At 48.3% G+C, this 14,672-nt stretch carries 14 protein-coding genes and 1 pseudogene; 5 read left to right on the top strand and 10 right to left on the bottom strand.

All coding sequences use genetic code 11. The annotated features are described in order from the left end of the window. Nucleotides 1–98: 98 nt before the first annotated feature. Nucleotides 99–506: a hypothetical protein gene (locus FBQ74_RS15560; protein ID WP_139757530.1), complete on the bottom strand. Its 408-nt coding sequence runs from the start codon at nt 504–506 to the stop codon at nt 99–101. Nucleotides 507–853: 347 nt separating this feature from the next. Between FBQ74_RS15560 and FBQ74_RS15555 the strand changes: the two genes are divergently transcribed. The 3 genes and pseudogenes from FBQ74_RS15555 (at nt 854) to FBQ74_RS15545 (ending at nt 3,957) form a co-directional block, all read left to right on the top strand. Further along, nucleotides 854–1,318 carry a hypothetical protein gene (locus tag FBQ74_RS15555; RefSeq protein ID WP_139757529.1) on the top strand — a complete coding sequence of 155 codons (465 nt, stop codon included), beginning with the start codon at nt 854–856 and terminating at the stop codon, nt 1,316–1,318. Nucleotides 1,319–1,337: 19 nt separating this feature from the next. Continuing rightward, nucleotides 1,338–2,378, top strand: a pseudogene (locus FBQ74_RS15550) (DUF2235 domain-containing protein). A 265-nt stretch (nt 2,379–2,643) separates the two neighbouring features. After that, a complete protein-coding gene (locus tag FBQ74_RS15545; RefSeq protein ID WP_139757998.1) occupies nt 2,644–3,957 on the top strand; it encodes a Na+/H+ antiporter NhaC family protein in 1,314 nt (437 codons plus the stop codon). 41 nt (nt 3,958–3,998) lie between these two features. On the opposite strand, the gene FBQ74_RS15540 is transcribed toward FBQ74_RS15545, so the two are convergent. The 8 genes from FBQ74_RS15540 to argC form a co-directional block, all read right to left on the bottom strand. Next, nucleotides 3,999–4,874: an alpha/beta hydrolase family protein gene (locus FBQ74_RS15540; RefSeq protein WP_139757528.1), complete on the bottom strand. Its 876-nt coding sequence runs from the start codon at nt 4,872–4,874 to the stop codon at nt 3,999–4,001. Nucleotides 4,875–5,024: 150 nt separating this feature from the next. Continuing rightward, complete coding sequence (locus FBQ74_RS15535; protein WP_139757527.1) at nt 5,025–5,333, bottom strand: hypothetical protein; 309 nt, start codon at nt 5,331–5,333, stop codon at nt 5,025–5,027. Between the two features lie 153 nt (nt 5,334–5,486). Further along, nucleotides 5,487–6,800 carry an amino-acid N-acetyltransferase gene (gene argA, locus FBQ74_RS15530; protein WP_139757526.1) on the bottom strand — a complete coding sequence of 438 codons (1,314 nt, stop codon included), beginning with the start codon at nt 6,798–6,800 and terminating at the stop codon, nt 5,487–5,489. 11 nt (nt 6,801–6,811) lie between these two features. Beyond that, complete coding sequence (gene argH, locus FBQ74_RS15525; protein ID WP_139757525.1) at nt 6,812–8,188, bottom strand: argininosuccinate lyase; 1,377 nt, start codon at nt 8,186–8,188, stop codon at nt 6,812–6,814. Between the two features lie 9 nt (nt 8,189–8,197). Beyond that, entirely contained in the window at nt 8,198–9,409 is a 1,212-nt protein-coding gene (locus FBQ74_RS15520) for an argininosuccinate synthase (RefSeq protein WP_139757524.1), read from the bottom strand. A gap of 12 nt (nt 9,410–9,421) precedes the next feature. Then, nucleotides 9,422–10,333, bottom strand: coding sequence for an ornithine carbamoyltransferase (locus FBQ74_RS15515; RefSeq protein WP_139757523.1), 912 nt, complete (start codon nt 10,331–10,333; stop codon nt 9,422–9,424). Then, a complete protein-coding gene (gene argB / locus FBQ74_RS15510) occupies nt 10,330–11,121 on the bottom strand; it encodes an acetylglutamate kinase (protein WP_139757522.1) in 792 nt (263 codons plus the stop codon). The genes FBQ74_RS15515 and argB overlap by 4 nt, the downstream gene beginning before the upstream one ends. Further along, the gene (gene argC / locus FBQ74_RS15505; RefSeq protein WP_139757521.1) at nt 11,118–12,137 is read right to left on the bottom strand and encodes an N-acetyl-gamma-glutamyl-phosphate reductase; all 1,020 of its coding nucleotides are present in this window, start codon (nt 12,135–12,137) and stop codon (nt 11,118–11,120) included. Before argC ends, argB begins: the two co-directional genes overlap by 4 nt. A gap of 498 nt (nt 12,138–12,635) precedes the next feature. Here argC and FBQ74_RS15500 point away from each other — a divergent pair, with 498 nt between their 5' ends. After that, nucleotides 12,636–13,043, top strand: coding sequence for a methylglyoxal synthase (locus FBQ74_RS15500; protein WP_139757520.1), 408 nt, complete (start codon nt 12,636–12,638; stop codon nt 13,041–13,043). Between the two features lie 15 nt (nt 13,044–13,058). Here the strand turns inward: FBQ74_RS15500 and FBQ74_RS15495 are convergent, their stop codons facing one another. Then, the gene (locus FBQ74_RS15495) at nt 13,059–13,784 is read right to left on the bottom strand and encodes a Spy/CpxP family protein refolding chaperone (protein ID WP_139757519.1); all 726 of its coding nucleotides are present in this window, start codon (nt 13,782–13,784) and stop codon (nt 13,059–13,061) included. Nucleotides 13,785–13,963: 179 nt separating this feature from the next. Between FBQ74_RS15495 and FBQ74_RS15490 the strand changes: the two genes are divergently transcribed. Next, the gene (locus FBQ74_RS15490; RefSeq protein WP_139757518.1) at nt 13,964–14,671 is read left to right on the top strand and encodes a response regulator transcription factor; all 708 of its coding nucleotides are present in this window, start codon (nt 13,964–13,966) and stop codon (nt 14,669–14,671) included. Nucleotide 14,672: the final 1 nt, after the last annotated feature.

Here is a 14,672-nt window from a genome sequence, read left to right as displayed (position 1 = left end):
AATAGAATGTTCTCGGTTGGTGGATAGTGTTCAGTTTTATTCCCTTATGTAAGAGAAATCACACACAAACAATAAGTCCACTGTTTTTAGCTCGTCTCTCATCGCTTCAGATGCCGACCATTCCTACGCGTCCAGTGATTAGTAAACACGATGTATAAGGTAAAAATTAGGAAGGCGAGAATTATTATCACGACTAGATTAAAGGCTTCTGGATGTAGTTCTGCATAATATGTTGATCGTCCTCGCCATGAAATATGCCCTTCTGTGTATGCAATATATAGCTTATGAGTAAAGACAAATCCGGAAAACAGCATCATGGCTTTTACAAAAATGATTACTGCAAAAAAATCTTTGCTGTGATACGCCTTCACGTTAGCGGGCTGCTTAACTCTGTCCTCTATTTCCTGACAGATTTTAAAGTATCGAAGCGGATGAGCGGCTTTATCAATTGCCTCCCGTGCTTCTAATAAATCTCTTAGGCTGTAAGTCGAGTAGTCTGGTTCCATTTGTATTCTTCCCTGACTCTATATTACTAACGTTACCATGAACGCCAAAGAGATGAGGTGTGATTCTATACAGAAGCTTTCACTTCTCTCTTACCAATTTGGTACTTTTCAGTGTGTAGTCTATACATATCAATAGCAACGCCAAATTAATATACCTATCTCAGTTCGACTATTTAGATCTATCCCTGCCGTAAGTATTACTGAGACAACAGCCACATAGTCCCTACTTATTGTGAGACCTATCTTTGCTGTCTGGCTAAAAGAGACAAAGAACTTGTGTAGTAGTGCGACCAGGCTTAGCCCGTCTCTCTACGGTCGCCCTCAACGTTTATGAGGAGTGAGCAACTATGCCAAAAATTGTCGATTTGACTGACGAGCAGTTCAAACAACTTTTAGATGAATATTACGCCCCGCCGGGTAAACGCAGCAAGATGACTCAGAATGAAGTGAAGGCGCTTGCTGAGCGACTTAATGATCTCATCAATGTTCCCATTATCGGTGAAACTACAGAAGAGAAAATCCTTATCAAAGTCGTTCTCAAGGTCGATGGCTTTCTGTATGACAGCTTGCCTAACGAAATTTATGGCCTGGTCAGGAGTGTCGATAAAGGCCTTTCTGATGATGAAGCCACACGACTGATAAGCAGACTGTCGGGTCTTGCTAATCAGAAAATCGATATTCCGTATTTACTGGAATCTGCAGAGTTCATCGCTATTCGTTTTGTCATTGGCGTCATCATCAACGCCGCGCGAAAAGGTTGGGATTTCTATAGAGCAAAGGATGCAGACCAGTCTGAGCTAATGGCAGCGTAAAATCGCGGGAGAAATCCTCATGAAGCATATTGTTATTTGTAGTGATGGAACCTAGAATCGTCCGGAGAAGGATGTAAAAAAAGATTTGCCTACTAACGTATTGAGGTTTGCCAGATCAATCAATCCTATGACGGAGCAGGGCACTGCCCAGCAAGTGTTTTACGACTGGGGAGTAGGGAGTTATCACGACAACCTAAGTGGCGGTATTACGGGTAAAGGCGTTATGAAAAATATTCAGGATGCCTATCGGTATATAATCCAAAACTATACTGCGGGTGACAAACTTTTTTTGTTTGGCTTTAGTCGAGGTGCATATACTGTGCGCTCTCTGTGTGGCCTTATTAATAATTGCGGCATTTTAAAACGCGAACATGCAAACCGCGTTGAAGACGCTTTCACCATATATAGAAAAGGCGGGATTCAAAACAAACCCTCCGGCGAGACATCAGTAAACTTTCGCAAAAAATACAGTCACTCAAGCCGCGAAGTATTTTTCGTGGGTGTTTGGGACACCGTTGGCGCATTAGGTATTCCCATATCTTTTCTTGGCCTTTTTGAAGACCGTGACGAGTTTTATGACACCAAATTAGGCAAAAATGTGCGAGTCGCCCGTCATGCTCTGGCGATAGATGAGAGACGTGAAGATTTTATGCCGTCCATATGGGATCCGGTACCTGGTTTAGATTTAAAACAAACCTGGTTTTGCGGCTATCATAGTGATGTGGGAGGTGGCCTCAAACCTGATGACAATGGATATTTAGCTTCACACATTCCCATGCAGTGGATGGCAAATCAGGCGAGCCAGTTCGGATTAGAATTAGAGCTGCACTGGACAAAAGCAACGCCATCCAGCCAATTACCAAAGCTCAATCCTTCTAAACGGCATTTTTACCGACTGAGAGGCGAGCACATGAGAAGTATAGCGCACGGTAAGGGCACAGTATCCATTCACCAATCAGTTAAAGACCGGTTTGAAAAAGATAAAAGGTATGCCAAAAATGCTGAGAATCTTCGGGATTACGTTGAGAAGTACGGCTGGCCGAATGAGTGTGAGAAATAGACGCTTTTTTGAAATAAAGCGCTGTTGAACATTACTATCGATATAGCTCCAGCGTCAGATTTAGCCATTTACCAATTTAAGCATACTTGCTCAATCCTAATTTAACAGCATCTCAAAAGCGGGTAATTATCAGCGCGAGTCTGCGCTGGTACACCTGAATTTAGAGAATAATTTACGTTTTTTTAGCCTAAGTAATTACTTGAAAGCACCGGCAGATGCGCTAGGCTCCTGCGCTGACTTTAGTTTTGATTCTGGTGTAAGCGCAATGCAGTCCTCTCCATCTCCAAACATTCTGGGTATCACCCCGATTTTTGTTTTTGTCGGCCTGATTATATTTGCAGGTGTTGCGACCAGCGACATCACCGCCATGCCCGTATTGGTTGGATTCATGCTGGCTGCAGGTTTTGCACTTTTACTCCAGCCAAAAGGCCAGACATTAAGTATCAGTGAAAAGGTTCAGCTGTTTTGTCAGGGCGGCGGCAACAGCAATATTATTCTGCTCGTCATTATCTTTTTGATGGCCGGCGCATTTTATTCTCTGACCATTGATATTGGGGCCCGTGATGCCACCGTTAACCTGGCATTAAGCTGGGTGCCACAGTCTTTGCTGTTGCCGGGCCTGTTTATCATTTGCTGCTTCATCTCATTTGCCATGGGGACATCCATGGGAACCATTACAGCGCTCTCTCCCATCGGGGTAGGGCTGGCTGAGTCGCTGGGGTTATCGTCACATCTGTTAATGGGAGTGGTGATTTCCGGTGCGATGTTTGGTGATAATCTTTCCTTTGTCTCTGATACCACGATTGCTGCAACACGCAGCCAGAATGTCAGGCTGACCGATAAGTTTAAAGCCAATTTGCTGGTGGTCACACCGGCGGCAATCATCACTGCAGCCTTATTGTTTTTCGTTGACACTGGCACACCGCCGCCACTGAACGAAGAGAGCTACACGCTGATTAATGTTTTACCCTTTATCGTGATTGTAGGGTGTGCGCTGACCGGAATGAACGTTGTGCTGGTGCTGGCCAGTGGTATTGGAAGTGCGGCGCTGGTGGGGCTTGTTAATGGATCTTTTGATGTGTTCGGGTTATTCGCAAGTATTCAAACCGGTATGGGGTGGATGCAAAATCTGGCACTTATTGCGATAACTATTGGTGGGATTGTGGCGTTGATGACAGCATATGGCGGTATTGCCTGGTTGATTAAGCTGTTAACGCGCAGGGTAAAATCGAAACGCGGTGCAGAGTTCAGCATTGCTTCTCTGGTAGGTTTTCTTGATCTGACCACAGCCAATAATACTATTGCGATTGTCACTGCCGGGCCTATCGCAAAAAATTTGGGTGATGAATACAGTGCAGATCCTCGCCGGGTGGCCAGTCTGCTGGATATCTTTTCCTGTGCCTGTCAGGGCATGGTTCCCTATAGCCCGCAGCTTCTTACTGCAGCGGCAATCGCGGGGATTTCGCCTTTGTCCATAACAGCATACTGCTGGTATCCAATGATGCTTCTGGTTTTCGGTATCATTTCCGTTGCGACAGGCTGGCCGGCGTTTAAAAAACCTATGCAGTCCGGGCTGTAAATAAAAGCGCTAACACAAAAATGAGAGGCAGAGCGGGCCGGTTAGAAGGTTCCGCCGGCAGGTTGCAGATGTTCGTCGAAAAAGTTGGTTACCAACGGCCATAACCGTTGCGAGCTTCTGGAGAAAAACCGCATGTGTCCGATATCATCCAGACCGAAGGCGGCAGGGTATAGCACGCAATATCTTGCATTACTGCCTTCGTAGACCGAAATCATTTCTTTCAGGTTAGCTTCATTGGCAATGTCATCGTCACTGGCGATGATCCACTTCGAGGGGACAGCAAGGCTGGAATAATAATGATCAGTGACTTCTTTTCCAAAGCTGGTCTGCACATAGCCCTGGCCGTTACACCACTGTCGCCACTGACGTGCTACGCCGCGAGGCAGGGGCTCTCCCATTCCCACCCAGTTAGCCTTAGTGTGACCAAACAAAAAGTTGGAAACGGGTATAAACACATTCATAAAAAAATGGGCTTTCAGACGGTAGCGCAAACGCATATTACGCAAAGAGCCTGATGAGCTACCAAAATTTATGAACGCTTTAAGCTTATGGGCATTGCTCATCAGGCCAATCAATTGCCCGCCGGCGCTATGGCCCACCAGGAAATAGGATTGGTCAGGATAAAATTGTTCAAGTGTATCCAGCGCTGCAGGCATATCCAGCTTGCCCCAGGCAACTAAATCAGCATCGCTCTTGCGTGTTGATGTGCTCACAGACTCACCGATGCCGCGGTTGTCGAATGTGAGAACCGCAAAACCATAGTCTGCCAAAAAGGTGGCGAAATGGGCATAAAACTGACGCTTAATGCCCGTAGCCGGTGCAATAACTATGGCACCGCATAAGGGTTTAGTCGGTCTGAATAATGTTGCAGACAATTGATAGCCGTCTTCGCATTTGAGCGTAACAGGCTCTTGCATATATCTTCCTCATACCATCATCTCACCAGTAAAAGCTATTCTGCGCGAAGAATCAACCTTCCGAACCTCCTATAGACAGTCGGAAATCGACATAATTCACTTTGAGTGACGTGTTTGGATAAAATAAATTCAGATACCGAAAAGCATTACCTAAGAGTCAGCGACAGGCACTTTACCTTCGCATTTATCCCAGTTTCGCGTTTTCAGTGACGCCAATAATGCCGCATTAAAATACTTGGCGTATACCCTGGCAACAGCCGCGTATTTGTCGTACGCATAGCTACCCGCTTCATAACTGGTATTCGATAACGATTTTGTTCCAAATCGTGTAACTAAACAAGCCGGTACGTCCGGCTGAGTGGTTTGTTCACCGTCTATGACAATTAAGAATCGGAAATCCCGCTTTCCGAATGCTTCACCTGCCGAATATTCAGGCATGCCGGACAGCAATTTTTTCATTTTTTTATCATTCGGCTGTTTAACATAACTGCAACCACCAAGTAATAAAGCGAACAACACTAGTCCGCCTACCATGCGACATTTCATAATCTAAAGACTCTTAATTGCGGGAGGCCGATTTTACGTGAGATGCGGCCCCGATGCCAAGGAAGATCAGGTGAGCGAAAGCGTGAATACTTTGGAGTTACGCTGAAAGTTGTAAAGCTCTTTTTTAGCGCCTGGCAGCATCGATATATCTGCAGGCTGAAAGCCTTGCTCTAAAAACCAGTGAGCAGTGAGCGTCGTCAATACAAACAGATTATTGATTCCGTTTTCCATTGCCCGCTGCTTCACGGCTTCTAAAATACGCTCCCCCCGGTTCTTACCGCGATAATCTGAATGGGTGGCGACGCAGGCCAGTTCCGCGCAATTATCCTGTGGATAGAGGTAAAGTGCAGCGCACCCGATGATCATACCGTCACGCACAATGACAATAAACTGGTCGATCTCATTTTCCAGTCGCTCTCTCGACCGCTTTACCAGCGCGCCACTTTCTTCAAGTGGCTTAATCAGGTTCAGTATTCCGCCTACATCGTCAATAGTCGCTGTACGTAGCTGCTCGTAATGATGTTCAAGCACTAGAGAGCCAGCACCGTCACGGGTAAACAGTTCCTGTAAAAGCGCACCGTCTTTCTCATAGCTGACACAATGAGCGCGAGGAATACCTGCTGCGACACTGGTGATCAATGCACGCAACACGGTTTCTTCGGTGTTGATTTCACCATCGCGCATCATTTCTTCAAGCCGGGGCCTTTCAATAGTACGCAGTAACTTGCCAGACTGGTTATAAACACCCTCATAGTTGGAAAACACAATAATTTTATCTGCTGCCAGCGCGATGGCAGCCTGGGTGGCGACGTCCTCGTGGGACAGATTAAATACTTCACCGGTTGCTGAGTAGCCCATAGGTGAAAGCAACACGATGGAGCCATCATTGAGATGATCATTTATGCCGGTAGTATCAATTCGCCGCACCAGCCCGGTGTTTTCAAAATCGACACCCTCGCGAACACCCATCGGTTTGGCAACGACCAGATTGCCCGTACACACTCTGATTTGCGCACCGTGCATAGGCGAGTTGGGCAGCCCCATGGTCAGCAGGGCTTCTATCTGGGAGCGTACCGAGCCGGCTGCATCTTTAACACACTCCAGCGTCGGTTTGTCGGTGACCCGGACACCATTGGCAAAACGGCTCTCAATTGCGCGCAGAGCGACGCGCTCGTCTATCTGTGGGCGAGCGCCGTGCACCAACACCAGCCGGACGCCGAGGCTGGCTAATAACGCAATATCGTGAATGATATTGGCAAAATTAGGATCTTCTATGGCCTCGCCGCCAAACATCAGGACAAATGTTTTTCCTCTGTGTGCATTGATGTAAGGCAATGAGCTTCGAAATAACTTAATGCCTTCGGATTGTTGCAAAACCATATTTGGTTTCCTTATGATGCGACAGCAGATAGTGCTTCATCCAGAGCCTGATGCACTGTTTGCATACTGGTACCGCCCAGAATATTGCGTTTGTTGATGCCATATTCCAACTGAAGAACGGGGTAAACATCATCTTCAATTTTATCGCAGACACTTTGCAGCGTTGAAAGAGGCAGGTCTTCTATGGCGCATCCTTCATCCAGCGCTTTTAACACCACCTGTCCGGCGATGTCATGACCGGTCCGAAACGGTATGCCTTTACCCACCAGGTAATCAGCCAGTTCGGTGGCATTGGCAAAGCCCTGGGCAGCGGCTTCGCGACAACGCGATTCATTAAGGCTTAAAGAGTCGAGAACCTCAGACGCGATACACAAACAACAATGCCATTGATTAACAGTATCAATAGCGCCTTCCTTGTCTTCCTGCATATCCTTGTTGTACGCCAGCGGTAAGCCTTTCATGGTAACCAGCAGCGACTGCAATGCACCGAAAACCCGACCGCACTTACCGCGCATCAATTCCAGCGCGTCAGGATTTTTCTTTTGTGGCATCAGTGACGAACCTGATGTAACGGCATCGCCAAGCTGAAGAAAGCCAGCTTCACCAGAATTATAAAAAATTAAATCTTCGGCCATCCGGGAAATATGCATCATGCTGGTGCTGGCACAAAACAGAAGCTCTAATACAAAGTCACGGTCTGAAACGGCATCAAGGCTGTTTAGGCAAGGTCCGTCAAACCCCAGTTGCCTGGCGATATCATGCCGGTCGACCGGGTAGGTCGTACCGGCCAGAGCACCACAGCCCAACGGGCACTGATTAAGCCGTGCCGATAAGTCATCCAGCCGGCTGGCGTCACGCTTAAACATCTCAACATAGGCCAGACACCAGTGTGCAAAAAGCACAGGTTGCGCCCGCTGCAGGTGGGTGTAGCCCGGTATGATAGCGTTACGGTGTCTGTCAGCTACCTGCAACAAGGACTGGGAAAGTGTTGTTAAATCTGCCTTTAATGAGGCGACATGCTCACGTACCCATAACCTGAAATCCGTGGCAACCTGATCATTTCTGCTGCGTCCGGTATGAAGTTTTCGGCCTGTATCGCCTAACTTTTCGATAAGCGCAGCCTCAACGAAGCTATGAATGTCTTCTTCTGCGCTGCTCGCAAAGTCAAGTGTGCCGTGCTCTGCCTGTTCTTTAAGATCAAGCAGTGCCGTTTCCAGTTGTTGCTGCTCTTCGTCAGTCAGCACCCCTGCTTTTTTTAAAGCACGAGACCAGATTACTGAGCCCTGTAGATCCTGAGCGGCCATCACCTGGTCAAACGGTAGTGAGTCATTCACCTGACGAAACATACTGCTACTGCCAGCGCTGAACCGGCCTCCCCAAAGTGCCATGAGTGCCCCCTATTTCTGCTGGTCTTTAAGCGCAGCTATCCGGCTTGATAAGCTGAATAAGCGAATGAAACCTTCAGCATGCTTCTGGTCATAAACATCATCAGCGCCAAAGGTCGCAAAATCCTCAGAATACAGGCTATTAGGTGAACGACGCTGGGTGACTGTTGCGGTGCCTTTGTAAAGTTTAACGACAATATCGCCGGTGACCTTTTGTGCAAAGGCATCGGCTCCCGCTAATAAGGCATCATTAAGGGCGGTAAACCAGCGGCCATCATACATAACATGGGAAAACTCCAAGCCGATTTGTTCGCGATATTTCAGGGCCGCCTTATCCAGTACCATCGTTTCCAGTGCTTTATAGGCTTTCATTAAAACGGTGCCGCCCGGCGTTTCATAGCAACCCCGTGACTTCATACCGACAAGGCGGTTTTCAACAATATCAATCCGGCCCACACCGTGCGCCGCGGCAAGCTTATTCAGCGTAACCAGCGCCTGATAGGGTGATAATGCTTCATCGTTGACGTGAGTAAGCTCACCTTTATCAAAGCTAAGCGTGACTCTTTGAGGCTCGTCGGGTGCATCTTCCGGGGCAACAGTCATTGTCCAGACCTGTTTTGACGGTTCCTGCCACGGGTCCTCAAGTTCGCCACCTTCGTGTGAAATATGCCAGGCGTTCGCATCACGACTGTATATTTTGGTTGCCGACGCGCTGGTGGGAATATCACGCTGAGCCAGATAATCGAGTAAATCCTCTCTGGACACCATATCCCATTCGCGCCATGGCGCAATCACCGTTAGTTCCGGCGCAAGCGCTGAAAAAGTGCTTTCAAAACGAACCTGATCATTGCCTTTACCGGTGCAGCCGTGGCTAAGCGCATCAGCGCCCACTTTCCGGGCGACTTCCACCTGCGCCTTGGCAATCACAGGGCGCGCCATGGAGGTACCTAACAGATACTCGCCCTCGTAGACCGCGCCGGTTTTAATGGTGGGATAAATATAGTCTTTAACAAACTCTTCTTTCAGATCGACGATATGGCACTCGCTGGCGCCTGATGCAATGGCCTTATCATGCAAGCCTTCAAGCTCCTCATCGCCCTGACCGACATCCGCAGCAAAGGCAACGACCTCGCAGCCGTAGTTTTCTTTAAGCCATGGAATAATGGCCGAGGTATCCAGTCCGCCTGAGTAGGCCAGAACAACTTTATTGATTTTTTGTGACATAGCTAGTTCCTCTTACGCGCCCAGCAGGTGCGTTAAAATTGCGTTTTGCCCGTGCATACGGTTTTCAGCCTGGGTCATTAATAGTGAGCAGTCGCTATCAATCAGTGTGCCGGTAATTTCCAGATCCCGATGTGCAGGCTGACAATGCATGACATATTTTGCACCGGTTTTCTGCATCAATGCCTCGTTGACCTGGTAGGGCATAAATGTATCTTTTATTGCCGACAGGGGCGTTTCATCTCCCATGGATAACCATGTGTCTGCATAAATCACATCAGCACCCTCGGCCATGGCTACATCGTGGCTTTGCACGATGTTAACTCCGGTTGTACGGGCAATGGTTTGCGCTTTTTCAAAGATATCCGGGTCCACTTCATGGTCGGGTGGGGTGATGACAATCTGATGACAACCTAAAAGTGCGCCAACAATGAGCAGTGAATGGGTAACGTTATTGCCGTCACCCACATAGGCCAAAGTCAGGCCTTTTACCTTGCCGTAGGTTTCATACAAAGTGAGGTAATCTGCCAAGGCCTGGCAGGGGTGATAGATATCACACAATGCGTTGATAACAGGCACATGCGCAGCCTCAGCAAACTGTTGCAGTGTATTATGTGAAAATACTCTGGCGACTATGCCGTCAGCCCAGCACGCAAGGTTGGCTGCTACATCCACCGCATCCTCACGGCCAGCCAGTTTTCCGGCCTGGCTATCGAGGTAAACCATGTGTCCGCCGAGCTTGTGAATACCTATTTCAAAACTTACGCGGGTTCGTAACGAAGGCTTTTCGAACAGGGCGACGATAGACTTACCGGCCAGTACATTGGCATAACGGCCGGGCGACTGCTTGATGGTTTGAGCCAGCTCCAGCAGTTGCGCCATGTCTTCTGGTGCCCAGTCGGCAAATGTCAGTAAATCCTGTTTCATGAATTGTCTCCGGCCTTTGTAGCCTCTGGTTGTATTTTTGTACCTGTTGTTGCATTAAGTAATGCTTCGGGATCTGTATGCCAGCTACCGATAAATACCGGACGTTTCAGTTGCAAGGCTGCCTGTAGTGCTGCATCAGTCTTTACTTTCATGCCGTCGGTGATTACGCCGGTCTGGACCAGGGAGGCAAGCTGTGCTTTATCCAGTGTGGCTAAACGCTGTCCGTGCTCATCAAGTACGCCTTCCACATTAGATAAAAATAACAGCTCAGCGCCCATCAGTTGTGCTACCGCCGTGGCAGCCTGATCTGCATTTATATTGAGTAAACGGCCATTCTTACTGCAGCCGATAGAGCTGATTACCGGCAAAAACTGTTCACCAATGAGAAGCTCCAGAAGTACGCTGCTATTTGGCGTTGCCTGACCTACCGCACCGAGTTCACTGGCGATGGCCTGACAGGTAATCATATTGCCATCCATCAGTGACAAGCCGGTGGGCGTGATCCCCGCACCGATTGCCAGTGCGCATAACTGTTTATTTGCACTTCCTGCCAGCGCGCCGCAAACCACCGGCATATGGGCATCAGGGGTAACGCGCAATCCGTCGACCTTTTCACTGGTCAGGCCCATCCCGGTCATCATGGTTTCGACCATGGGCCCGCCACCATGCACAACAATGACCGCGCGATGCTGTTGCAGTGTTTTGATTCTGGTCATTAGCTGACGCGCCGCTTTTTCATCATCAAGCAGGGCGCCGCCGATTTTAATTACTACCGGGTGCGGCATCATAGGTGAAGCAATCCTTTTTCTGAGGGCCATCCGGCCATGAGGTTAGCGCACTGAATCGCCTGCGAGGCAGCGCCTTTCATCACGTTATCGATGGCAACGCCTATCACCGCGTAGCCGCTGGCTTCATCAAGCTTATGATAAACATCAACAAACGGGGTCAGGGCAACATCGTCGACTTTAGGAAACTGCTGAAGTAAGCGCACCAGAGGTTTGTTCTGGTATGCATCATCAAAGGCCTGAGCAACCTCAGCGCTGCTCGTGCCAGATTTAGTTTTAACTGTAACGGTTGCCAGAATACCCCGCTTAAAATTACCCAGATGCGGCGTGAAGATAACCGGGGCACCCAGATAGGCTTCTATTTCAGGCGTGTGGCGATGGCCCAGTACACCATATGCCTGCAAACTAACTTCCTGAAAACTGGTGGTAAGCGCGGCTTTGCGACCAGCACCACTGACGCCTGAAACAGCATTAATAACCGGGCGGGTCTGCTCATCCAGCAGCCCTGCCTCCATAAGTGGTTTGAGTGCAAACAGGGAAGCTGTGGGATAGCAGCCGGGAACGGCTACCACTGATGCCTGCTGAATTTGTTCGGGATACCACTCAGCAAGTCCGTAGACAGCTTTTGCAAGGCCTGTATCAGCTGTATGGGTAAAGCCATAAAAGTGCTTGAATATGTCCGTATCTTTAAGCCGAAAGGCACCGGATAAATCCAGTACTTTGGCTTTTCCTGCACTTAGTGGTTCGACCCACTTGTGACTGGCCTGGTGCGGGGTGGCAAGAAAAATAACATCCATGGTGGTGGCTAATAACTCGATCAGGCCATCACTGACTGGCTCTAATTCCAGTTCCGACAAGTGGGCCAGCCTGCCATGCAGCTGACTCAGTGACTTTCCTGCATCTTCGCTTTGCGCAGACACCAGTGTGCGCTTGAGCGCCATTTCAGGATGATTGGTTACCAACTCCACTAATTGTGCGCCGGCGTATCCGCTGGCGCCGATAATCGATACTTTTAACATATGAACAGTGTAGACAAAGAAGGAAAAAAACACCTTTTACCTTTACCGCCTGATGCCAGAGGGCTATCGCATGCTGCGAGTAAAGGTAAAAAGCGCGCTATAGTATACGTGCGTGCTATACCCTACGTATTACGCTGTAATTCGTCGTCGGGCACACCGCATCACATAGCGAGGCGGGGGAGTGATAACGGGTTCAATGGCAATGCCCTGCCAGCATTTGCCGGCTTCTGCACTGTGCATAAATAATCCTGAGATACTCAAATAATCTAAACGAATCGTCATAGTAACTTAATGGAATAATTATTCAATAATTTTATATAAATATTTAAAGTGGTCGGAGTGGAAATGACGCAATATCGTTTTAATTTTTGGATAATTACTCTGAGGCAGTATAAAAAAATCAGTTTGGATAATTACTTAGTTTCGTAACAATATTGAAAAGTCGTGGCGAGCAGCATATAAAGTCATTAATTATTCAGGGGAGCAGGCAAAATTACTATGACCAAACGAATCGCACTGGTAGCGCATGATCACAAGAAAACAGAATTACTGGCGTGGATAGAGAAACACCTGAGCGTTATGCAGCAGTGTGACATCGTTGCCACAGGAACGACCGGTCAGCGAATTATTGAGCAAACCGGTCTGGATGTTCTGCGCTTAAAAAGCGGGCCCCTGGGTGGTGATCAGCAGATCGGTGCCAAAATAGCGGAAGGTGAGCTGGATGCATTGTTTTTCTTTTGGGACCCACTGAATCCGGCGCCCCACGACCCTGATGTTAAAGCTCTGCTGCGGCTTTGCTCTGTGTGGAATGTCCCGGTTGCCTGTACCAGTGCAACCGCCGATTTAATGGTGACCTCGCCACTGTTTTTAAGTCAGGATTTCAAGCCACAAAAGCCGGACTATTAGCCCGGCTTGATATACTCAATGGGAGTGAGGGCCTCGGTGCTGCTTGGCCAGCTTTTCTCGCTGCTCATCACTTAGCTGTGCATGAATAGCACTTCGTGTTTGATATCGTAGCAGGGCGGCTTGCCGTTTTTGCTCTGCATAGCCATCAAACCAGCTATTCCATGCAGCTTCATCAAATTCGGCTGTATGAATAAGCCCAGATTCCTCTGCTCTGAGCGACGCTAACGTTTTATGAATCGTTTTTCCGGACGTTTTTGCCTGCTTCATTATTGCTTTTATTGCAATGCGCTGCGCATCAGACAAATCCAGCTCACGAAAGCTGTGTGGTTTGTCGGTTCGTCTTGCACCGCGCTGGTGACGGTCACGCTTGCGTTCTTCACCATCAGCTAGCCACTGGCGCTGCGTCTCATTAAGCACCCGATAAATATCATGGCGCGTGCGCGCCTTTTGCAAAGCCCGTGCCCGTCGCTGTTCAGCCTGGCTGTCGTAATCAGCAAGAAACGTATTTTCGTTAGCAAACTGCGGCCGCTGGCCGTCAGAAGGTCTTTGGCCAGAATGTCGCTCGCGGGCATCCTGCAATACCTGCTTTATTTCATCTCTCTGTGCGTCGGTGATATCCGGTAAATGCCGTAGTTCGCTGACCATCATGTGGTATGGGCTTGAGGGAGATTTATGTTTTGCGGCCACCCCGCTGCTGATTAAAATGCCACTGACAGCGGCAATAAGACATACTGTTTTCATATTCGTCTCCTTGGTTGACGCTGATAAGTGTAATCAACGTCTATGCAAAGAAGGCGCGGGTTTGTGTAAAGGTTTGTAAAGTTCAGAAGTGCGTATTTGACGTCAGCCAAATTTAGTTAAACTAAGCGTACTTCACTGCGAAAAGTTAAGCCACGCACCTGGCACATGAGAACAGAATTATGTACACCGCTGACACACATGTAAGAATTTTGATTATTGATGATGACACTGAGCTGACGTCCATGCTGCGTGACTACCTGCAACATGAAGGTTTTGCAGTGAACATTGCCAATGATCCCCGTGAAGGACTGCGCCTGGCCAAAACGAATCAACCCCCATCACTGATATTACTGGATGTCATGATGCCTCACCTTAATGGTTTTGAGGTGCTCAGGCAGTTAAGACAGACACACCTTATCCCCGTTTTAATGTTAACTGCCAAGGGAGACGACTATGATAAAATTCTGGGGCTTGAGCTTGGTGCTGATGACTATCTGGCAAAACCGTTTAATCACCGTGAGTTACTGGCAAGAATAAGTGCGATTCTGCGACGGTTGGCACTGGGTAGCCGAATGAACAGCCAGCAGGATTTGTTGGTGAATGGTATCAGCCTTAGTGTATCCCGGCAGCAGGCTGCCTGCGATGCACAGCCGCTGTCACTAACCAGTACAGAATTTTCTATTCTGCACCTTCTGATGACACATGCCGGAGAACGTGTCAGTAAAATTCAAATTTCTGAACAAATTCTTGAAAAGAAGCTCAGCCCTTACGACCGTAGTATTGATATGCATGTAAGCAATCTTCGAAAAAAGCTCGCAGCAGTCAGTCGTGACGAAAAAATAAAAACCGTTCGCGGGGCTGGTTACCTTATGGTGACCGGCGGATGAG

The organism is Salinimonas iocasae, assembly GCF_006228385.1.
In the GTDB taxonomy this organism is placed as follows: Bacteria; Pseudomonadota; Gammaproteobacteria; order Enterobacterales; family Alteromonadaceae; genus Alteromonas; species Alteromonas iocasae.
Note: the sequence above shows the minus strand (reverse complement) of the source record. Positions and strands in the feature narration are given on the sequence as shown.

Excerpts from the sequence above, each read along its gene's own strand:
- FBQ74_RS15560 (WP_139757530.1), bottom strand. The coding sequence starts at position 506 with ATGGAACCAGACTACTCGACTTACAGCCTAAGAGATTTATTAGAAGCA.
- FBQ74_RS15535 (WP_139757527.1), bottom strand. The coding sequence starts at position 5,333 with ATGAAAAAATTGCTGTCCGGCATGCCTGAATATTCGGCAGGTGAAGCA.
- FBQ74_RS15515 (WP_139757523.1), bottom strand. The coding sequence starts at position 10,333 with ATGAAACAGGATTTACTGACATTTGCCGACTGGGCACCAGAAGACATG.
- argB (WP_139757522.1), bottom strand. The coding sequence starts at position 11,121 with ATGATGCCGCACCCGGTAGTAATTAAAATCGGCGGCGCCCTGCTTGAT.
- argC (WP_139757521.1), bottom strand. The coding sequence starts at position 12,137 with ATGTTAAAAGTATCGATTATCGGCGCCAGCGGATACGCCGGCGCACAA.
- FBQ74_RS15520 (WP_139757524.1), bottom strand. The coding sequence starts at position 9,409 with ATGTCACAAAAAATCAATAAAGTTGTTCTGGCCTACTCAGGCGGACTG.
- FBQ74_RS15490 (WP_139757518.1), top strand. The coding sequence starts at position 13,964 with ATGTACACCGCTGACACACATGTAAGAATTTTGATTATTGATGATGAC.
- FBQ74_RS15540 (WP_139757528.1), bottom strand. The coding sequence starts at position 4,874 with ATGCAAGAGCCTGTTACGCTCAAATGCGAAGACGGCTATCAATTGTCT.
- FBQ74_RS15545 (WP_139757998.1), top strand. The coding sequence starts at position 2,644 with ATGCAGTCCTCTCCATCTCCAAACATTCTGGGTATCACCCCGATTTTT.
- FBQ74_RS15495 (WP_139757519.1), bottom strand. The coding sequence starts at position 13,784 with ATGAAAACAGTATGTCTTATTGCCGCTGTCAGTGGCATTTTAATCAGC.
- FBQ74_RS15555 (WP_139757529.1), top strand. The coding sequence starts at position 854 with ATGCCAAAAATTGTCGATTTGACTGACGAGCAGTTCAAACAACTTTTA.
- argA (WP_139757526.1), bottom strand. The coding sequence starts at position 6,800 with ATGGTTTTGCAACAATCCGAAGGCATTAAGTTATTTCGAAGCTCATTG.
- FBQ74_RS15500 (WP_139757520.1), top strand. The coding sequence starts at position 12,636 with ATGACCAAACGAATCGCACTGGTAGCGCATGATCACAAGAAAACAGAA.
- argH (WP_139757525.1), bottom strand. The coding sequence starts at position 8,188 with ATGGCACTTTGGGGAGGCCGGTTCAGCGCTGGCAGTAGCAGTATGTTT.